Below are 19733 nucleotides of genomic sequence, written 5' to 3'. Positions count from 1 at the left end.
CGTCAGGTGGCGCTGGCTGCGTGCGGGCAGATTGGCGTGGCGACGTGGGCGTGACAAACGCTTTAATTGCGGCGCATATGTGACTAAATTAGACGCATGACAAATCCACTACCGCCGCTTAATGCTGTTCGCGCCTTCGCCGTTGCTGCTCGCCATCAGAGTTTCAGCCTGGCGGCCGAAGAGCTGCATGTCAGTCACAGTGCCGTCAGCCGGCACATCAAATTGCTTGAGGAGCACCTGGGTGTGCTGCTGTTCGAGCGACGTATCCGTCAATCGGTGCTGACACCGGCCGGTCAGCGCTTTTATGAGCAGGTCAGTGCCGGGCTGGCGCAGATCGCCAACGCCGCGGCTGAACTCAAGCAGCACGCCTCGCTGCCGACCGTGAAGATCAATGTCCGTCCATCCTTTGCGATGCTTTGGCTAGCGCCCAGGCTGGTGGATTTCATTGCGCAGCACCCGGGCATCAAGCCGCAGGTGATCACCCAAACCCAGGCTCCCGATCATGCGCGCGACGGGTTCGACATCGTCATTCGCCGTGGTCGTGACGATTGGGCCCCGGCGATTGAGGCGCGAGCACTTTTCGAAGACGAACTGTTGCTGGTCGCGGCACCCTCGCTGATCCACCGCGAGGCCCTTGAAGACCTCGCGTCCCTGAGCCGACACACGTTACTGACCGCCAAGGCGCGTCGCGAAGATTGGCACAACTGGGCCCTGCATTTTGGTCAAGGCAAGTCAGCCACTCAGGTCACCCGGCAGTTTGACCACATGCACCTGGTGCTTGAGGCCGCCGTGGATGGACAGGGCATTGCCTTGTGCCCGACCTCTTTGCTGGGCACCCATCTTTCGAGCGGTCGCCTGATTTGCCCGTTGCCCGAGTTGCGGATGCCATTGCCGCGTTATTACTACGGTGTCGCGCCGGACGTGACGGTGCAGACACGGGTGTTTGTGGAGTGGCTGTTTGCCCGCATTGCTGAGGATGAGCTGCATTGGCAAACACCTCGTGCTGTGACTGCTACGCCCTGAAATTCCAGACAATCTCCACCACCCGCACCGCCAGCACCAGGTAGACCAGAAACAGAATGATCTGAAACGCCGTGTGATACGGCAACCTGGACAGCCGACGCAGGCCGTCGCTGACATTAAGCAGCATCAGCACCGCTGACAGCAGGATCAATCCCCAGCCGGCGAGGCTTGAGGTGAGAAACCCCATAAACAAGTACTGATCGCTGTGCAACGCGTTGGTGCCCGCCGCGAACAGCAGGGCACACACCAGCAGGTTTTTGATGTTATCGAACACTTGCGTGGTGAAGTCGGTGTCCAGCAAGGCCAGATACTTTCGCCAGAGTCTGTTCATGGTTTTGAGGCACCTGTTGAGGCTGTTGCACGCGGCAAGTTTAGTGACGAATCGAACAGGACGCTGATTTGATCCGATTCGATGAGGAGTGTGGTGATAGACCGGGATACCCTCCAGGGACCTCACGATTATCGGGCGTTATAAAAAGTAGCGCCTGCAGGAATGTTTTTATTGACGAAGGACATGGCCCCGATAGTAACGTCATCACCAATTGAGAGAGTGTCCGCGATGATGCAACTATTTGCCCCAATACTTACGTTATCGCCGATCTTGAGGTCATATTCAGCTAACCCCATGGTTTTTATGCCAATGGTGGTATTTTGACGGATAAAGAAATTTCGGCCGATCTGAACATGGCCAGTGATGACGATCCCAGGCAAATGGCCGATACGAAAGCCGGGCCCTATTTGGGCATCAATATTTATGTCAACCCCGTACTTTAGATTGCTCTTTCTTTCCAGTCGTTTCGCATAAACGCGGAACAAACCTTTTCGAGCATTTAAATACTGCGCAAGTCTAAATATAAACAAGTACCTAAGCGTGTTGCTCTTTCTGGTTCGTTTAATAATATTGGTGATCAGGCCGATGCGACTTCCTGGTTTCTTCTTGTTTGAAACTTCCGATTTCCAATGCATCGTCAAAGTTTCTAAATTCACGGCGCAGTCCCTAGCCTTCGGCTCTGAAAAATGGGTTAGTTTAACAAGTGAGCTATGGAATGGGTACGGACCCCGAATAGCCATTCTTTGTGCAATAAAAAACCCACCCATCGCCAAAGCGATGGGTGGGTTATGTGCCGCTTGGGATCAGGCCGCGTCAAATCAAACCTTGACGATCCAGCCCGCTGGCGCTTCGATGTCGCCGGTCTGTACGCCCGTCAGCTCTTTGTAGAGCTTCTGGGTGACCGGGCCGACGTCGGTTTCGCTATGGAACACGTGCAGTTTGTCGTTGTAGCTGATGCCGCCGATCGGGGTGATCACCGCAGCAGTACCGCAAGCGCCGGCTTCCTTGAAGTCGGACAGCTTGTCGATGAACACGTCGCCTTCGACCACTTCCAGACCCAGACGCGATTTTGCCAGCTCGATCAACGACAGACGGGTGATGCCCGGCAGGACCGACGGCGAGTTCGGGGTCACGAACTTGTTGTCGTGGGTGATCCCGAAGAAGTTGGCCGAGCCGACTTCTTCGATTTTCGTGTGGGTCATCGGGTCCAGGTAGATGCAGTCGGCGAAGTGGGCTTTCTTGGCCTGGGAACCTGGCATCAGGCTGGCCGCGTAGTTACCACCGACCTTGGCTGCACCGGTGCCTTGTGGGGCGGCGCGGTCATAGCTGGAGATCAGGAAGTTGTGCGGGGTCAGGCCGCCCTTGAAGTAGGCACCGACCGGGATGGCGAAGATCGAGAAGATGAACTCGGGGGCGGTACGCACACCGATGTTGTCACCCACGCCGATCACGAACGGACGCAGGTACAGCGCGCCGCCGGTGCCGTAAGGCGGGATGAAACGCTCGTTGGCGCGGACCACTTCCTTGCAGGCTTCGACGAACTGCTCGGTGGACACATGAGGCATCAGCAGGCGCGCGCAGCTGCGTTGCATGCGTGCGGCGTTCTGGTCCGGGCGGAACAGGTTGATCGAACCGTCCTTGCAACGATAGGCCTTCAGGCCCTCGAAGCATTGCTGGCCATAGTGAAGGGCAGTAGAGCCTTCGCTGATGTGCAGCACATTGTCTTCGGTCAGGGTGCCTTTGTCCCACTCGCCATTACGCCAGTGCGACAGATAGCGCTTGTCTGTCTTGATGTAGTCAAAACCCAACTTGTCCCAATTGATGCTTTCGTTACCCATGACACCCTCTATCACTTAACAACCGCCGAAACGGTTCAAGGCTTCTGACGTTTTTCTGGATGGGGACAACAATACTTCATTCCGGGCCCAATTCGCAGCCCAGATTGCGTTCCTTTGATCGTTCCCACGCTCTGCGTGGGAATGCCTCAATGGACGCTCTGCGTCCGACTTGGGACGCGGAGCGTCCCGGGCTGCATTCCCACGCGGAGCGTGGGAACGATCAGCGTGAGGCGGTTACAGGTGCAACGCGTGACCAAGGGCACGCAACGCCGCTTCCTGCACAGCCTCGCCCAACGTCGGATGCGCGTGGATGGTGCCGGCAATGTCTTCCAGCCGGGCGCCCATTTCCAGGCTCTGACCGAACGCCGTCGACAATTCAGACACGCCCACACCGACCGCCTGCCAGCCAACAATCACATGATTGTCACGCCGTGCCACGACCCGCACGAAGCCGCTTTTCGATTCCAACGTCATCGCCCGGCCATTGGCCGCAAACGGGAAGCTGGAAACGATGCAGTCCAGACCCGCCGCCTTGACGTCGTCCGGGGTCTTGCCGACCACCACCAGTTCCGGGTCGGTAAAGCACACGGCGGCAATGGCGGTCGGGTTGAACTCACGGGATTTACCGCTGATCAGCTCGGCAACCATCTCGCCCTGAGCCATGGCCCGGTGCGCGAGCATCGGTTCGCCGCTCACGTCGCCGATGGCATACACGTTGCGCATGCTGGTCTGGCAGCGGTTGTCGATCTTGATTGCCGAGCCGTTCATGTCGAGGTTCAAACCTTCGAGGTTCCAGCCTTGAGTGTTCGGTTTGCGGCCGACGGCCACCAGCACCTGATCGGTTTCCAGGTTCAGGGTATCGCCATCCGGGTCAAGAACTTGCAGTGTATTGCTAACAGAATCAAAGCCTTGGACGCTATGCTTCAAGTAAAGCTTCATGCCGAGCTTTTTCAGTTCGTCATGCACAGGCTGCGTCAGTTCGGCGTCGTAGGCCGGCAGGATACGATCCTGGGCCTCGACCACGCTGACCTCGGCGCCGAGCTTGCGATAGGCAATTCCCAACTCCAGACCGATGTAACCGCCACCGACCACGATCAGCCGTTTCGGCACGGACGTCGGCGCCAGGGCTTCGGTGGAGGAAATGATCGGCCCGCCAATCGGCAGCATCGGCAGGCTCACGCTTTTCGAACCGGTGGCCAGCACCAGGTGCTCGCACTGAATGCGCGTGTCGCCGACTTCTACGGTTTTACCATCGATAACTTTCGCAAAACCTTGAATAACCTGGATTTTGTTCTTTTTCAGCAGCGCCGAAACGCCGGTGGTCAGACGATCAACGATGCCGTCCTTCCACTCGACACTTTTGCTGATATCGAGCGTCGGTGCCGACACGCTGATACCCAGCGCCGAGTGCTGGCTGTGATGTTGGGTCTGGTGAAACTGTTCGGCGACGTGGATCAACGCCTTCGACGGAATGCAGCCGATGTTCAGGCAGGTACCGCCCAGGGATTCGCCTTCCACCAGAATGGTCGAGATGCCCAGCTGACCGGCACGAATCGCCGTTACATAGCCGCCAGGGCCGCCGCCGATGATCAGCAGCGTGGTGTTTAAAGTTTGCATGCCTTACTCCACAAACAGGGTAGCGGGTTGTTCGAGCAAGCCACGAATGGCCTGGATGAATTGCGCCGCGTCCATGCCGTCGACCACGCGGTGATCGAAGGAGCTGGAGAGGTTCATCATCTTGCGGATCACGATCTGGCCTTTGACGACCATCGGGCGTTCGACGATTTTGTTGACGCCGACAATCGCCACTTCCGGCAGGTTCAGCACCGGGGTGCTGACGATACCGCCCAAGGCGCCGAGGCTGGTCAGGGTAATGGTCGAGCCGGACAGTTCATCGCGGCTGGCTTTGCCATTACGGGCAGCGGTAGCGAGGCGAGAAATTTCCTGAGCACTGTCCCACAGGCTGCGGGTTTCGGCGTGACGGACCACCGGCACCATCAAACCGATATCGGCTTGCGTGGCGACGCCGACATGCACCGCGCCGAGGCGGGTGATGACCTGGGCTTCGTCGTCGTAACGGGCGTTGATCTGCGGGAAGTCGCGCAGGGCAACAACCAGAGCGCGGACCAGGAACGGCAGCAAGGTCAGCTTGCCGCGGGTCGCGCCGTGTTTTTCGTTCAGATGAGCGCGCAGTTCTTCCACGGCGGTGACGTCGATTTCTTCGACGTAACTGAAGTGAGCGGCGCGCTGAGTGGCGTCCTGCATACGCTGGGCAATCTTGCGGCGCATGCCGATGACCGGGATTTGTTCTTCGTCGTTACGCTGTGCGTAAGCGGCGGCAATGGTCGATTGCGGCTGTTGACCCTGGGCCAGATAGGCGTCGAGGTCTTCGTGCAGCACCCGACCGGCAGGGCCGGAGCCACGCACCAGACGCAACTGGATGCCGAGGTCCAGCGCATGTTTGCGTACAGCCGGGGAGGCCAGCGGACGCTCATCAGCCTCGCGAGCAACCATTGGGCCTTGGCATACGGCAGCTCGCGGCGCTGCAGCAGCGACCGGTTTGCTTTCAACAGTGGCGGCAACTTTTGGTGCCGCAACCGGCGCTTCTTTAACAGGTGCAGGCTGAGCCGACTCTTTAACGTTGCCCGCGCCTTCGACTTCGATGCTGATCAGGATGCTGCCAACTGCCATGACTTCGCCGGGCACACCGCCCAGCGCAATCACTTTGCCGTTCACCGGCGACGGGATGTCGACCATCGCCTTGTCGGTCATGACATCGGCGAGTACCTGATCTTCGACGACCATGTCGCCGACTTTGACGTGCCAAACCGACAATTCAACTTCTGCAATGCCTTCGCCAATGTCCGGCATTTTAATAACGTGCGTGCCCATTCAGACCTCCATAACCCGATGCAAAGCCGCGCCCACTCGGGACGGACCAGGGAAATACGCCCACTCTTGTGCGTGCGGGTAGGGAGTGTCCCAACCGGTGACGCGCTCGATAGGCGCTTCCAGGTAGTGGAAGCAGTGCTCTTGCACCAGGGCGACCAGTTCGGCGCCGAAACCGCAGGTGCGGGTCGCTTCGTGAACGATCACGCAGCGGCCGGTTTTCTTCACCGACTTGACGATGGTGTCCAGGTCCAGCGGCCACAAGCTGCGCAGGTCGATGACTTCAGCGTCGATGCCGGTTTCTTCAGCCGCCACTTGCGACACGTAAACGGTGGTGCCGTACGTCAGGATGGTCACGTCCTTGCCCGGACGGGTGATGGCGGCGACGTCCAGCGGCACGGTGTAGTAACCGTCCGGCACTTGCGCGGCCGGGTGTTTCGACCACGGGGTCACCGGACGTTCGTGGTGACCGTCGAACGGGCCGTTGTACAGGCGTTTTGGCTCGAGGAAGATCACTGGGTCATCGTTTTCGATGGAGGCGATCAGCAAGCCTTTGGCGTCGTAAGGGTTGGACGGCATGACCGTGCGCAAACCGCAGACCTGGGTGAACATCGCCTCAATACTTTGGCTGTGCGTCTGGCCGCCGTAGATGCCGCCGCCGCAAGGCATGCGCAGGGTCATCGGCGCGGTGAACTCGCCGGCCGAGCGATAACGCAGGCGGGCGGCTTCGGAAATGATCTGGTCCGACGCCGGGTAAACGTAATCGGCGAACTGGATCTCGGCCACCGGCCGCAGACCATAAGCGCCCATGCCCACGGCGACGCCGACGATGCCGCTTTCGGAGATCGGCGCGTCGAACACGCGGGAGGTGCCGTACTTGTTCTGCAGGCCTTCGGTGCAACGGAACACGCCGCCGAAGTAGCCGACGTCCTGGCCGAACACCACGACGTTGTCGTCACGCTCAAGCATCACATCCATGGCCGAGCGCAGGGCCTGGATCATGGTCATGGTGGTCGTGGTCATGGCGGTTTCCAACTCGATTTTGTTGTTGTGATCGTTCATGTCAGATCCCCAACTCTTGACGCTGGCGCTTCAAGTGCTCCGGCATCTCTTTATAAACGTCTTCGAACATGGTCGCGGCGCTTGGAATCTGGCCGCCGGCGAGGGTGCCGTACTGTTCGGCTTCTTTTTGCGCGGCGATCACTTCGGCTTCGAGTTCGGCGCTGACGGCGACGTGTTCCTCTTCGGACCACTGACCGATTTTCACCAGGTGCTGCTTCAGGCGCGCAATCGGGTCGCCCAGCGGGAAGTAGCTCCAGTCGTCGGCAGGACGGTATTTGGACGGATCATCGGAAGTCGAGTGCGGACCGGCGCGGTAGGTGACCCATTCGATCATGGTCGGGCCGAGGTTGCGGCGGGCGCGTTCAGCAGCCCAGGCAGAGGCGGCGAAGACCGCGACGAAATCGTTGCCATCGACCCGCAGGGAGGCAATGCCGCAACCGACGCCACGACCGGCAAACGTAGTGGCTTCACCACCGGCAATCGCCTGGAAGGTGGAGATCGCCCACTGGTTGTTGACCACGTTGAGGATCACTGGCGCACGGTAAACGTGGGCGAAGGTGAGGGCGGTGTGGAAGTCGGATTCAGCGGTAGCGCCGTCGCCGATCCAGGCCGAGGCGATTTTGGTGTCGCCCTTGATCGCCGAGGCCATGCCCCAGCCCACACCCTGTACGAACTGAGTGGCGAGGTTGCCGGAAATAGTGAAGAAACCGAAGTCTTTGACCGAATACATGATCGGCAGCTGACGTCCCTTGAGCGGATCACGCTCGTTGGACAGCAGTTGGCAGATCAGGTCCACCAGCGGTACGTCTCGCGCCATCAGAATGCTTTGCTGGCGGTAAGTCGGGAAGCACATGTCATCGACGTTCAGCGCCAGGGCCTGGCCGCTGCCGATGGCTTCTTCGCCAAGGCTCTGCATGTAGAACGACATTTTTTTCTGGCGCTGGGCGACCACCATGCGGTTGTCATAGATCCGCGTCTTGAGCATGGCACGCATGCCTTTACGCAGGATCTCGGCCGGCACGCCTTCAGCCCATGGACCGAGGGCATTGCCCTCGTCATCGAGCACGCGAATCAGGCCCTTGGCCAGATCAGCGGTGTCGGCCGGTTCAACGTCGATTGGGGGTTTGCGCACCGTGCCGGCGTCGGTCAGACGCAGGTAGGAGAAGTCGGTTTTGCAGCCAGGACGGCCCGATGGTTCGGGAACGTGCAGTTGCAGCGGTTCGTACGCTTGGTTCATGGCTTCTACGCTCGATCTTGTGAATTTCTTGTAGTGAGCTGACCGTCATTCTTCGATGAAAGAAATCTTGTCCTACAACAATCATAGGCCGGGCCAAGAAGAATATTTCTCTCTGTTTCGTTGCGTTGGCGATCATTTGAGGATAAAAAATCTGCATAAACATAAAAAACAGGTGGTTTTGTCTCATGCGCAAACTGGACCGTACCGATATCGGCATTTTGAACAGCCTTCAGGAGAACGCGCGCATCACCAACGCCGACCTTGCACGCTCGGTCAACCTGTCGCCAACCCCGTGCTTCAACCGGGTCAAGGCGATGGAAGAATTGGGCCTGATTCGTGAGCAAGTGACCTTGCTGGATGCCGAGCTGCTGGGGCTACACGTCAACGTGTTCATTCACGTCAGCCTGGAAAAACAGGTGGAGGAGGCGTTGCAGCATTTCGAGGAGGCGATCTCGGATCGCCCGGAAGTGATGGAATGCTATTTGATGGCCGGCGACCCGGACTATTTGATCCGGGTGCTGGTGCCGACCATTCAGTCGCTGGAGCGTTTTATGATGGATTTCCTCACCAAAGTCCCCGGAGTCGCCAACATCCGCTCGAGCTTTGCGCTCAAGCAGGTGCGCTATAAAACCGCGCTGCCGTTGCCGGCTAACGGATTGACCCTTGGGGCTTAGCCTTCAACGGCGGTTGGGTGAAAACCAGTCCTTGGGGTGTTGCTTCACTAGGGCAGTGTCGAGACTTCAGAGGACTCACTGACCTTCCATTTTGTGTAGCACCCGGATTTCAGGTCCGCGTAGCCCGATGCCGTAGCGCCGCTGTCTTTGTCAGCCGCGCTGGTTTCGCGATCCACCAGCCAATGGCATCGGAGTTCGGCGCGGGTGATCCCAACATAAGCCAGACGCATCGCTTCATCGGATTGGGCCCTGTCGTATGGCAGGGGGTTGCCATCACCCAATTGGGCAAGGTTGTACAACTCGTTACGTTTGGACTTTGTCGGGGTATAGAAACAATCACCAATGACGAACACCGTCTGGGCTTGCAGGCCCTTGGATTTGTGGAACGTCATCAATTTCACGTCCCGCTCATGTTTCCTGGCATCGCTCAAGAGGCCACGAAGTTCCTTGCGATACGCTTTCTCCACGGCACCGACACGAAACACCATGAGGATGGTGTGCTCTTCGTCATAGGCCTGCCTGACCAGGTTGAGGATGGTTTCGTCGGGCTGAATGATCTTCCTGTTTTGTGCAACGTAGTGCAGGTAAACCGGTGCTATGCGGTCAATCACATTTGGGTTCTCGGCAACGCCGTGCTTGGCCTTGTCGGTTGAGGTCGGGCGCACTACTTGCTCCGCTGCATCAATAATCGCCTGATGGGAGCGATAGTTGTTCTGCATGTACAGCGTGTCGTGGGTGTGAGCGAGAAAGTGCTGGTGAAAGTCCATGAGGTATTTCGGCGAACTGCCGCGCCAGCCGTAAATACTTTGCCAATCGTCACCCACTGCCATCAAGGTGTTGCCGATGCCGGGCTTACCTTGGTTGCGCCGACGGATCTCCTTGCAGCACTGGCGGATCCAGGAAATATTCAGACCGGAGACGTCCTGGAACTCATCGATCATCAGGTGCCGCATGCCGTCGAGTTCGGCGGTAGGGATACGTTTGATATTTTCAGGATTCTGCTCGCCAAACAGCGCGAATGCCTGGTTGAACGTAATCAACGGCTTAGGCGACATGGTTTTCAGGTACGCATGAAAACCTGTCCAGAAACTTTTCAGGGCCAGGTAAAACGGCTCTCGTGGATCATCCGGAACGAATTTCATGGCGCCTATCGCGGTGTCGACCACTAACCCAAGGTTCTCGATGTAGTTGCCTTCGGAGAAGAAAACTTCGATTAAATCCGTCTCTTTGAGGGTCGTGCCAGGCAGGTGATAGTCAAACTTCGGGGCGTGTACAACCATGTGCTCAGCGTTGTCCAGCAGGGTTCGAGCGGCAGTTACATGGTTGAGTAGCAAAAAGTTCTTGGAGTAACACTCACCAATGACGGATTGTCTGCTCCTGCTTTCCTGTTTGAGGGTGAAGCGTTGGCCTTCGCGAGTCGGCACGTCGACACTGCGGCCACCGGCATCCGGCCAACCCAGAATTAATGCCGCGTCAAATTCTTTCAAATACCCATTGGCGATGAATGGGTGGCCTTCAATGGTGATCAGCTGTCGTTCACCGATGCCCGGAATGGGCCATAGACCAAGGGCTGCCCAAGCCTTTTCGATTTCGTCGCAAACAGCCTCATCTTTTTCCGAGATAGCCTTGATGATGTTTTTTCTCGTCTTGTGCATTGTATCCGTCATCGGTTCTGCGGGTGCGAAGGCCACGGACTTGTAGAGCGCTAGAATATGTTTTTTGAAGTCTGCGTTCTGTTCATAAAGCGTGTTGAAAACGTTATAGAGCACCACACGTTGTTCGGTGTTAAGGGTGGACGAAAAGGGGTTTTCCACTTCTTCTTCGTCGTCATCGTTCGAATTCGGTCCCAGAAAATCGAAATAACCAATAGGCCCGTCGGTGAAGGCTTTCATGAACCTGAACACTTTGCTGTGGAAGGTCCGAACCAGGTTCTTGATCTCTTCTTCGCTCAGCGTGATATCCCAAAGCTTGAAGATTTTGATGATTTTTTTCATCAAATCCTTTTTGGATTCGGTTGTGAACGTGGTGACCTGGAGATGACTGAGCTCAATGCCCAAGTGGACGTGCTTGAGCAGCACACGTAGAGCCAGAGTGGTGGACTTTCCTGAGCCCGCGCCGGCAATGACCGACGTGCTGGTGGTGTCGGCGAAGATCATTGCCCACTGTTCCGGGCTGGGTTGTTCGTGAGCCGGCAACTTTTTCAGCACTTGAGCACGCATTGTCTGTTTGATCAGGTCGCTGATGGGCAGTAATTCATCATCGAACAGGCAATGATCTTCCCCGGGTAACGGGGCGATTGTTCGCTGATCGTTGAACTCAAGAATGGCGTGGCCGGCCGCGTAGCCGTCCTCGTATCCGAGCTGTTTCCCTTCCGTCATACCGGTTTCGGTGCCCTGCTCGATGCCTTTTTCCTTTCCTTTTAAGAATGAAGCGACATCAATCGCTCCCAATGCTTTGAGTGACCGGGACAACAGGTAAGCGAGCGTACGTTTGGGAAGGGAGAGATGGTGATTCAGGGCAGGAGAGGAACCATCACTGGTTTGAGGGTGGGCAGGCTTTGTACTCATAGTGTCCTTGCTAAAAGTCCTGACGGCGAAGTCTGTCTTCGACGAATACCGTGTGGCGGCGGGCCAGAAAAGACGCTTGAAGGCGTCTGATCTGAACTGGAAATATTCTATTTCCAGATACTACACGGTGATGGCGTTTTGGCTAAGGTGCGATTTAGAGCCACTGGGACAATGCCGAGTGGGAGGATGACGTAGAAACGGTCTTACAGGCGGTTGATCGGGATCTTCAAATAGGTCACGCCATTGCCCTCGGCCGGCGGCAAATTCCCCGCCCGCACATTCACCTGAATCGCCGGCAGCAACAGCGTCGGCATACCCAACCCCGCATCGCGCCGGGTACGCATGGCGACGAACGCGGCTTCATCGATACCGTCATGGATATGAATATTGCTTTTGCGCTGCTCGCCCACCGTGCTCATGCACTGAGGTTCACGGCCCGCAGGCGGGTAATCGTGACAGACATAAAGTCGAACGCCGGCAGGGAAAGCCAGCAGTTTGCGAATCGAAGCAAACATCTGGTTGGCGTTGCCGCCGGGAAAGTCGCAGCGCGCGGTGCCCACGTCCGGCATGAACAGCGTATCGCCCACCAGAATCACATCGCTGTCGATCAGATAGGCCATGTCCGCTGGCGTGTGGCCGGGAACATGCAGGGCCGTGGCCTTGAGGTTGCCGATCCTGAACGATTCATCCGGCGCGAACAGATGATCGAACTGCGAACCATCGATACAGAATTCCGGTTCAAGATTGAACAGGGTCTTGAACACGCCCTGAACCTTGCTGATGGATTCGCCGATAGCAATCTTGCCACCCAGTTCCCGACGCAAATACGGTGCGGCGGACAGGTGATCGGCATGGGCGTGGGTTTCCAGCAGCCATTGCACCTGCAGCTGATGTTGGCGAACGAAGGCGATGATCTTGTCGGCCTGGGCGGTGCCGGTTCGCCCGGCGGCGGGGTCGTAGTCGAGCACCGGGTCGACGATGGCGCAGTGCCCGCCATCGTGCTCGTAGATCACGTAGCTGTAGGTCGATGAGGCAGGGTCTAAAAAAGCTTCAATCAAGGCGGACATGGTGGCCGTTTCTTTCTGGTTAAGCCTTGAGGGTAGTTTCATTTTCCCTGCGCTGACCAGCCCGCATCAATTCAATTAATGAAAAAAACTGTGCGGGCTCTATCCTGTCAGTCATCGATACCGGGCGCTCCCGGCTTTTTTTGCAGATCACGAGTGTTTTATGTTGCTGGCAAGTTTCTTTGGCGTGGTGATGGGGTTGGTACTGGGTTTGACCGGCGCCGGTGGCGGCATTCTTGCGGTGCCGGCCTTGGTGCTGGGGCTGGGTTTGACCATGACCCAGGCTGCACCGGTCGCACTTTTTGCGGTGGGCAGTGCGGCGGCTGTCGGCGCCATTGACGGGTTGCGCCATGGTCTGGTGCGTTATCGCGCAGCCTTGCTGATCGCCCTGTTGGGGGCGGTTTTTTCGCCGGTCGGCATCTACTTCGCCCATCAGTTGCCGGAAAAAATCCTGATGATCCTGTTCAGCCTGCTGATGGTCATGGTGGCCTGGCGGATGTTGCGTCGTGAGCGCCAGGACGAAGGTCCAAGCGACCACGGCCACGCCAACTGGGGCCAGAAGAACTGCATGCTCGATCAGCAGACCGGGCGCTTTTCCTGGACCGCCAAGTGCACCGCGACCCTCGCGGCACTGGGTGCGGTGACCGGTGTCGTTTCCGGGTTGCTCGGAGTGGGCGGCGGCTTTCTGATTGTTCCGGCGTTCAAGCAGCTGACCGATGTGCAGATGCGCGGAATCGTCGCCACGTCCTTGATGGTGATCAGCCTGATTTCCGCCATCGGCGTGATCGGCGCGTTTCAGGCCGGGGTGCGAATCGACGGTCTGGGCGTGGCGTTTATCGTCGCGAGCATCGTCGGCATGATCATTGGCCGAAGACTTTGCGCGCGAATACCGGCCCGGGGATTACAGATCGGCTTCGCCAGCATCTGTGTCGTGGTCGCCGCTTACATGCTGTTTAGAGCGGGCGTCTAGCAAGTACCGGTTCCTGTGGATGCCAGTCCGTTCCACAGGCGTACACCCTAAGTTCCGGGCCTCGTCGACGGACGGTCTTACACCGAACTTGCCGCGCATCACCTGCCACTCCAAAGCACTTCATAACCGCCTCCAAGGCAGCGTATGACGCCGCCGGTCAGCTTTCGATAATCGCCTCCGACATCCAGTCCCCCGCTGCGGAGCGCGTCATGCACAACAATAAGAACATCAAGCATCGTTTCTTGCCTGCCTTCATCGCCAGCCTGTCGACCCTCGGATTGAGCTCGATGGCCCAAGCCGAGATCGTGCTGTACGACAAGGACCAGACCACGTTTTCCACCGACGGCTACATCAACGCCTTCTATGTGAACAGCAAAGTGGACCGTGCCGGCGACCAGTTCGACCGGCGGCAGGCGCGTGTGAAGATGGGTTTTCTGCCCAACTATCTGGGCTTCAACATGAGCAAGCAGATCGACGACCTCAAGCTTGGCGCCCGGTCCTCCTTCTGGGTGACCATCAACGACAGCGAAACCAACGGCACCGACACCGCTATCGATGTGCGGCAGTTCTACGGCACCGTGGCCAACCCGGAGTGGGGCGAAGTGCTGATCGGCAAGGACTTCGGCCTGTTTGCCCGTTCCAACATCCTGCTGGATGAAATGCTCGCCGGTTACGGCCAGGTCAGCGATTCCCTGGGCCTGGTAGACGGTGGCGGGGTGTCGTTCGGCAACATCGGCACGGGTTATCCGTACCCGTTCCCGACGTCGCAGATTACCTACCGCACGCCGGTGATGGAGGGTTTGCGGGTGGCCGTGGGGATCATGGACCCGGTGGACACCAACGACAGTAGCCCGACAGGCAAGGCTTACCAAGAAAACCCGCGTACCGAAAGCGAGATCACCTATCAGTTCGACCTCGCTGGGGCGAAGATCTACAGCTGGGTCAACGGCAGCTACCAGACGTCGGACAACACCGATTCCACCGTCCAGTCCGTCACCTCCAAAGGCGTCGGCTATGGCGTGCAGGCAAAAATGGGCGGCTTGTCCCTCACCGGTTCCGGCTTCCAGGCCAAGGGTATCAACCCGTTCTTCACCAACAACGCCGGCGAACCGACCCTGCGTAACGTCGACAGCGACGGTTACCTGTTGCAGGGCTCCTACAAACTGGGCAAGAACCGGTTGGCCTTGTCTTACGGCAAGACCAACGACGACGGCAATGGCGTGGTCGGCAGCGGCGCGGACTACGAAACGCGCGGCATCGCGCTGTTCCATGACGTCAACGACAACCTCAAGCTGGTGGCCGAGTACAACCAGTTCGCAATCAACGGCCACGACACCAATGCCCAAGACGAAGACACCGACACCTTTGCGGTGGGGGCGGTGCTGACCTGGTAAGCCTTTGGTGGCGACCTTCGCTGCGCGCATCGCGGCGAGGGTCGACACCGTTCTCATCCCATCGAAGCGGCTACCCGCTACCCAAGTAGCATACGTAGCAGCTCACAGGCTTCGTACACTCGAGCCTCATACATGCGCACCTGCGGGAGGCGACGATGCAGCAGGTCCAGAGTGATGAAGGTGTGGTCAGTGCAATGTCCCAGGCCACCGATGCCCAACAGGTGGCCCAGGAGCTGGCACGACAACTGTTGCACCCGCACTTGGGCTTCGTGCTGTTTTTCTGTTCCGCCGAGTACGACTTGCAGGCGCTGGGCCAGGCCTTGCAACAAAGCTTCGGTGGCATTCGCCTGGTGGGTTGCACCAGCGCCGGGGAAATCACGCCCTTGGGCTACGGTCGCAACTGCGTGACCGCGGTGGGCTTCGACCATCGCCATTTTTCCATCGACGCCGAACTGATCTCCGAGATGGAGCGCTTCAGCCTGATCGACGCCCAGCAAATGGTCGAGCGACTGGTCGGTGGCTGTCGCAGCAACACCCTCGCGCCGATCAAGGGCAACAGCTTTGCGTTGACCTTGCTCGATGGCTTGTCCAGTCGTGAAGAAATGGTCCTCGCCGCCCTGAGTGCGGCGTTGGGCGACATTCCACATTTCGGCGGTTCGGCCGGCGATGACAATTACCTGACCCACACCCACGTCTATTTTAATGGCGAGTTTCACAGCGGCGCGGCGGTGGTGGTGCTGGTCAATACCTGGTTGGATTTCGAGGTGTTCACCACTCACCACATCTTGCCGAGGGCGGAAAAACTGGTGGTCACCGGGGCCGACAGCGCCTCGCGCCGGGTCTTTGAACTGAATGCCGAGCCGGCCGCCGAGGAGTACGCCCGGCACATTGGCGTGCCAGTGGCGGAGCTCGATCATCGGATCTTCGCCGCGCACCCCTTGGCCGTGCGGATCAACGATCAGTATTACGTGCGGGCGATCCAGCAGGTTCACCCGGACCTGAGCCTGAGTTTCTACTGTGCGGTGGAAAACGGCATCGTTCTCACGGTCATGACGCCAGGCCCGATGCTGCCGAACCTGCAAACCCTGTTCGAAGGGTTGCAGGAGCGTCTCGGCGACCTGTTGCTGACCATCGGCTGCGACTGCTTTCTCAGGCGTCTGGAACTCGAAGACGGCGGCAGTCTGGAGCAGATCGGAACGTTTTTGCGTGACCAGCGGGTGATGGGTTTCAACACCTACGGAGAACAGTTCAATGGCATGCACATCAACCAGACCTTCACCGGGGTTGCCATTGCCCGAGGCCGGTCCCCTGGACACCGTTGAGCTCCAGGCGCAGATCGCCAGCCTGCAGCGCGACAACCACAAACTGCAGCGCATCAATGGCGCGCTGATCGAGCGGATCGAGTCTGGCATTACCCGCGGCAATGACCCCTACGCGGCGTTCCAGCATTCGGTGGTGCTGGCCGAGCAGGTGCGTGAACGCACCGACGCATTGAATCAGGCCATGGCCGAACTCAAGTCGGGCAATCACTTGCTCAGCGAGGCACGCCTGCGGGCGGAAACCGCGCATCAGCATTTGATCGATGCCATCGAGAGCATTTCCGATGCGTTTGTGCTGTTCGATGCGGACCAGCGAATCGTCTTGTTCAATAGCCGTTTCAAAGCGTTCTGGGGCAACAGTCGGGTGCGGATCAACGCCGGCATGCGCCTGGCCGAGGTCAAGCGGCTGATGTCTGCCACCGGGCTGTTCACTGAAGAACCGCGTGGGCATGCCGACGAAAACCTGCTCTATCGCTTGCAGGACGGTCGCTGGTTGCAAGTCAGCGAACGACCCACCCAGGAAGGCGGGCGGGTGATCCTGTTCACCGACATTACCGACGTCAAACTCAGCGAAACCGTGCGCCGCGAGCAAGCGGTGGCGCAGAAATCGCATTTGTTGCAACGGGCGGTCGACAACCTGTCCCAAGGCGTCGCCATGGTCAACGCCGAGGGCATTCTGGAGTTGTGGAACCGGCGTTTCCTCGAACTCAGCGGCCTGGCCCCGGTGGCGGCCCATCGTCCGTTTGCCGAAGTGATCGGCGACAGCGAGTTGAATCTGCTGACCCCGGCCAGTCGAGATCTAAACGGGCGGCACGTGCAGGAATGCGAGCAGCGCCTCTACGATGGCCGGGTGCTGGAAATCCGCACCCATCCGTTGCCCACCGGCGGTTTCGTCAACACCTTCACCGACATCACCGAACGCTACCAACACGCCGAAGCGCTGAGCGAAAGCGAGCGCTGGATTCGCCTGATCACCGACCATGTGCCGGCGCTGATTGCCTACCTGAACGCCGACTTGGTCTACGAGTTCACCAACAAGGTGTATGAAGAATGGTATTGCTGGCCTCGGGGCGTGATGCTTGGGCAGAGCCTGCGCGAAGTCCACAGCGAGCAGCATTATCAGCGCCTGGAAGCCTACGTGGCCCGGGCCCTGGCCGGTGAGAGTGTGACGTTCGAGTTCGCCGAAACCAACATCAACAATCAGGAGCGCTACATGCTGCGCTCCTACGTACCCAATCGCCTGGCCACCGGGGAAGTGGTGGGGATTTTCGTGTTGATCCGCGACATCACCGAACGCCGCCGCACCGCTGAAGCGCTGCACCAGGCCTATCAGAATCTTGAGTTGCGGGTGCGCGAACGCACGGCGGAACTGACCACGCTCAATGACCAGTTGCTGCGCGAGATCGACGAGCGTCGGCGGGCGGAATCTCGCCTGCGTGAAGCCAAACTCGAAGCCGAACAGGCCAACCTGTCGAAGACCAAGTTTCTCGCCGCCGTCAGTCACGACCTGCTGCAACCGCTCAACGCCGCGCGGCTGTTTACCAGCGCGTTGCTCGAACGGCGGGAGCCGGTGGCCAATGCGATTTTGGTGCGCAACGTCAGCAACTCGCTGGAGGATGTGGAGAACCTGCTGGGTACGCTGGTCGACATCTCCAAACTGGATGCCGGGGTGATCAAGGCCGACATTGCGCCGTTCGCCCTGAGCGAATTGCTGGAAAACCTTGCGGCCGAGTACACCCAGGTGGCTCGCAGTGAAGGCCTGGAACTGCATTTCATTCCTTGTTCCGCATTGGTGCGCAGCGATATTCAGTTGCTGGCGCGGATTCTTCGAAATCTGTTGAGCAACGCCATTCGCTACACCTACAGCGGTCGTGTGGTGCTCGGTTGCCGGCGTCATCACCAGCGCCTGTCGATCGAGGTCTGGGACAGCGGCATGGGCATTGCCGAAAACCGTCTGGAAGAGATTTTTCAGGAATTCAAACGCGGTGATGTGCAGCGTCCGGATCAGGATCGCGGTTTGGGCCTGGGGCTGGCGATCGTGGAAAAGATCGCCGGGATTCTCGGTCACCGCATTCACGTGCGTTCGTGGCCGGGAAAGGGTTCGATGTTCTCGGTCGAAGTGCCGCTCAGCGCCACGGCACCCAAGGCGCTACCGAGTCTGCTGATGAGTGAACCGATGCTTGAACGCCTGCGTGGGGCGCGGGTGTGGGTGCTGGACAACGACGCGGCCATTTGTGCCGGCATGCGCACGTTGCTCGAAGGGTGGGGGTGTCTGGTGGTCACGGCGCTGTCCGAGGAGGATTTGGCGCGGCAAGTGGACAACTATCACGAAGAAGCAGACTTGCTGATCGCCGACTATCACCTGAATGACGATCAGAACGGCGTCGATGCCGTGGCCCGGATCAACGCCCGTCGCGGCTCGGCGATTCCGGCGATGATGATTACTGCCAACTACAGCAATGAACTCAAACAGCAGATCCGCGAACTGGGCCACACCCTGATGCACAAACCGGTGCGGCCGATGAAACTCAAGACCGCGATGAGTCACTTGCTCGGCAGGCCTTGAGGCTTGTGGTGTTTGTGAGGGCCTCTTCGCGAGCAAGCCCGCTCCCACAATTGACCGAGTTCACTCAGATCCAATGTGGGAGCGGGCTTGCTCGCGAAAGGGGCGACTCGGTCTTCTGGTTGCCTGCGAATTCAACGCCGCAAATACGATCCGAAATCTATGTCGCCGGCACTCAAAATCGCCTGCACCCGGTTGTGCACATTGAGTTTGCGCAGGATTGCCGAGACATGCGCCTTAACCGTGGTCTCGGCGATTTCCAGGGTGTAAGCGATCTGTTTGTTCGACTCGCCCTTGGTCATGCGTTCGAGCACCAGCAACTGTTTGCGGGTCAAGGCCTGGAGCAGTTCAGGTGGAAAGCTAGGGGCATCGTTCATGCGCCTTGTACCGCATTTTTGCGTGCGGATAATGTCCGGCGGCAAGTAGACATTGCCGTTGAGGATCTGCTGGATGGCCTCGGTCATCTGCACCCGTGGCGAGGATTTGGTGATGAAACCCACCGCGCCGTAAGTGATGGCTTGCAGCACGACCTGTTTATCCTGTTCGGCCGAGACGATCACCACCGGAATGGTCGGCGCCTCGTTGCGCAGGTTGATCAGGCCATTGAGGCCGTGCATGCCGGGCATGTTCAGGTCGAGCAGGATCAGGTCCAGGTCGTCGTGTTCCTGCGTCAGCACCAGAGCGCTGTCCAGGTCGGCGGTTTCCATCACCTCGCTACCCGGAAAACCATCGCTGATGACGTTATGAATGGCTTCGCGAAACAGCGGGTGATCGTCGGCAATCAGAATTTTGTACATAGCCT

The 19733-nt window shown here is 58.5% G+C and carries 16 protein-coding genes; 6 read left to right on the top strand and 10 right to left on the bottom strand.

Annotated elements, in window-relative coordinates:
- Positions 1-96 precede the first annotated feature (96 nt).
- Entirely contained in the window at positions 97-1023 is a 927-nt protein-coding gene (locus ACYZTZ_RS14335) for a LysR substrate-binding domain-containing protein (RefSeq protein ID WP_461998671.1), read from the top strand.
- Here the strand turns inward: ACYZTZ_RS14335 and ACYZTZ_RS14330 are convergent.
- From ACYZTZ_RS14330 to ACYZTZ_RS14300, 7 genes are all read right to left on the bottom strand, one after another.
- Positions 1013-1354, bottom strand: a complete 342-nt coding sequence (locus ACYZTZ_RS14330; protein WP_052963486.1) for a hypothetical protein — start codon at positions 1352-1354, stop codon at positions 1013-1015. The two genes, ACYZTZ_RS14335 and ACYZTZ_RS14330, sit on opposite strands and share 11 nt — an antisense overlap.
- A gap of 128 nt (positions 1355-1482) precedes the next feature.
- Positions 1483-2010 (bottom strand): serine acetyltransferase, encoded by a 528-nt coding sequence (locus ACYZTZ_RS14325; RefSeq protein WP_461998670.1) that lies wholly within the window; start codon positions 2008-2010, stop codon positions 1483-1485.
- Between the two features lie 162 nt (positions 2011-2172).
- Positions 2173-3192, bottom strand: coding sequence for a branched-chain amino acid aminotransferase (locus tag ACYZTZ_RS14320; protein ID WP_046048924.1), 1020 nt, complete (start codon positions 3190-3192; stop codon positions 2173-2175).
- Between the two features lie 234 nt (positions 3193-3426).
- Positions 3427-4809 (bottom strand): dihydrolipoyl dehydrogenase, encoded by a 1383-nt coding sequence (lpdA, locus tag ACYZTZ_RS14315; protein ID WP_461998669.1) that lies wholly within the window; start codon positions 4807-4809, stop codon positions 3427-3429.
- A gap of 3 nt (positions 4810-4812) precedes the next feature.
- A complete protein-coding gene (locus ACYZTZ_RS14310) occupies positions 4813-6084 on the bottom strand; it encodes a dihydrolipoamide acetyltransferase family protein (protein WP_461998668.1) in 1272 nt (423 codons plus the stop codon).
- Positions 6085-7143, bottom strand: a complete 1059-nt coding sequence (locus tag ACYZTZ_RS14305) for an alpha-ketoacid dehydrogenase subunit beta (RefSeq protein WP_033054499.1) — start codon at positions 7141-7143, stop codon at positions 6085-6087.
- 1 nt (position 7144) lies between these two features.
- Entirely contained in the window at positions 7145-8380 is a 1236-nt protein-coding gene (locus ACYZTZ_RS14300; RefSeq protein ID WP_461998667.1) for a thiamine pyrophosphate-dependent enzyme, read from the bottom strand.
- Between the two features lie 185 nt (positions 8381-8565).
- Here ACYZTZ_RS14300 and bkdR point away from each other — a divergent pair, with 185 nt between their 5' ends.
- Positions 8566-9054 carry a Bkd operon transcriptional regulator BkdR gene (gene bkdR / locus ACYZTZ_RS14295; RefSeq protein ID WP_461998666.1) on the top strand — a complete coding sequence of 163 codons (489 nt, stop codon included), beginning with the start codon at positions 8566-8568 and terminating at the stop codon, positions 9052-9054.
- 47 nt (positions 9055-9101) lie between these two features.
- Here the strand turns inward: bkdR and ACYZTZ_RS14290 are convergent, their stop codons facing one another.
- Positions 9102-11621: a UvrD-helicase domain-containing protein gene (locus ACYZTZ_RS14290; protein ID WP_461998665.1), complete on the bottom strand. Its 2520-nt coding sequence runs from the start codon at positions 11619-11621 to the stop codon at positions 9102-9104.
- Positions 11622-11824: 203 nt separating this feature from the next.
- Complete coding sequence (locus ACYZTZ_RS14285; RefSeq protein ID WP_461998664.1) at positions 11825-12688, bottom strand: MBL fold metallo-hydrolase; 864 nt, start codon at positions 12686-12688, stop codon at positions 11825-11827.
- A gap of 160 nt (positions 12689-12848) precedes the next feature.
- Between ACYZTZ_RS14285 and ACYZTZ_RS14280 the strand changes: the two genes are divergently transcribed.
- The 4 genes from ACYZTZ_RS14280 to nahK all read left to right on the top strand — a co-directional run bounded on the left by ACYZTZ_RS14280 (position 12849) and on the right by nahK (position 18934).
- On the top strand, positions 12849-13655 hold the full coding sequence (locus ACYZTZ_RS14280; protein ID WP_461998663.1) for a sulfite exporter TauE/SafE family protein: 807 nt from the start codon (positions 12849-12851) through the stop codon (positions 13653-13655).
- 209 nt (positions 13656-13864) lie between these two features.
- Positions 13865-15049, top strand: coding sequence for a porin (locus ACYZTZ_RS14275; RefSeq protein WP_056741718.1), 1185 nt, complete (start codon positions 13865-13867; stop codon positions 15047-15049).
- 155 nt (positions 15050-15204) lie between these two features.
- Positions 15205-16371, top strand: coding sequence for a nitric oxide-sensing protein NosP (nosP, locus tag ACYZTZ_RS14270; RefSeq protein WP_461998662.1), 1167 nt, complete (start codon positions 15205-15207; stop codon positions 16369-16371).
- A complete protein-coding gene (gene nahK, locus ACYZTZ_RS14265) occupies positions 16340-18934 on the top strand; it encodes a hybrid sensor histidine kinase/response regulator NahK/ErcS' (protein WP_462000675.1) in 2595 nt (864 codons plus the stop codon). The genes nosP and nahK overlap by 32 nt, the downstream gene beginning before the upstream one ends.
- A 131-nt stretch (positions 18935-19065) precedes the next feature.
- Here nahK and ACYZTZ_RS14260 read toward each other — a convergent pair whose 3' ends face one another.
- The gene (locus tag ACYZTZ_RS14260) at positions 19066-19728 is read right to left on the bottom strand and encodes a response regulator transcription factor (protein WP_008149733.1); all 663 of its coding nucleotides are present in this window, start codon (positions 19726-19728) and stop codon (positions 19066-19068) included.
- Positions 19729-19733: the final 5 nt, after the last annotated feature.

Source organism: Pseudomonas sp. LB3P58 (assembly GCF_054897895.1).
The sequence above is the reverse complement of the archived record's forward strand: the minus strand, read 5'-3'. Positions and strand labels throughout refer to the sequence as shown.

What these genes read in the sequence shown, in the direction of transcription:
- ACYZTZ_RS14280 (WP_461998663.1), top strand. Translation starts at nt 12,849, where the DNA reads ATGTTGCTGGCAAGTTTCTTTGGCGTGGTGATGGGGTTGGTACTGGGT.
- ACYZTZ_RS14290 (WP_461998665.1), bottom strand. Translation starts at nt 11,621, where the DNA reads ATGAGTACAAAGCCTGCCCACCCTCAAACCAGTGATGGTTCCTCTCCT.
- bkdR (WP_461998666.1), top strand. Translation starts at nt 8,566, where the DNA reads ATGCGCAAACTGGACCGTACCGATATCGGCATTTTGAACAGCCTTCAG.
- lpdA (WP_461998669.1), bottom strand. Translation starts at nt 4,809, where the DNA reads ATGCAAACTTTAAACACCACGCTGCTGATCATCGGCGGCGGCCCTGGC.
- ACYZTZ_RS14335 (WP_461998671.1), top strand. Translation starts at nt 97, where the DNA reads ATGACAAATCCACTACCGCCGCTTAATGCTGTTCGCGCCTTCGCCGTT.
- nosP (WP_461998662.1), top strand. Translation starts at nt 15,205, where the DNA reads ATGCAGCAGGTCCAGAGTGATGAAGGTGTGGTCAGTGCAATGTCCCAG.
- ACYZTZ_RS14310 (WP_461998668.1), bottom strand. Translation starts at nt 6,084, where the DNA reads ATGGGCACGCACGTTATTAAAATGCCGGACATTGGCGAAGGCATTGCA.
- ACYZTZ_RS14285 (WP_461998664.1), bottom strand. Translation starts at nt 12,688, where the DNA reads ATGTCCGCCTTGATTGAAGCTTTTTTAGACCCTGCCTCATCGACCTAC.
- ACYZTZ_RS14330 (WP_052963486.1), bottom strand. Translation starts at nt 1,354, where the DNA reads ATGAACAGACTCTGGCGAAAGTATCTGGCCTTGCTGGACACCGACTTC.
- ACYZTZ_RS14260 (WP_008149733.1), bottom strand. Translation starts at nt 19,728, where the DNA reads ATGTACAAAATTCTGATTGCCGACGATCACCCGCTGTTTCGCGAAGCC.
- ACYZTZ_RS14300 (WP_461998667.1), bottom strand. Translation starts at nt 8,380, where the DNA reads ATGAACCAAGCGTACGAACCGCTGCAACTGCACGTTCCCGAACCATCG.
- ACYZTZ_RS14275 (WP_056741718.1), top strand. Translation starts at nt 13,865, where the DNA reads ATGCACAACAATAAGAACATCAAGCATCGTTTCTTGCCTGCCTTCATC.
- ACYZTZ_RS14305 (WP_033054499.1), bottom strand. Translation starts at nt 7,143, where the DNA reads ATGAACGATCACAACAACAAAATCGAGTTGGAAACCGCCATGACCACG.
- ACYZTZ_RS14320 (WP_046048924.1), bottom strand. Translation starts at nt 3,192, where the DNA reads ATGGGTAACGAAAGCATCAATTGGGACAAGTTGGGTTTTGACTACATC.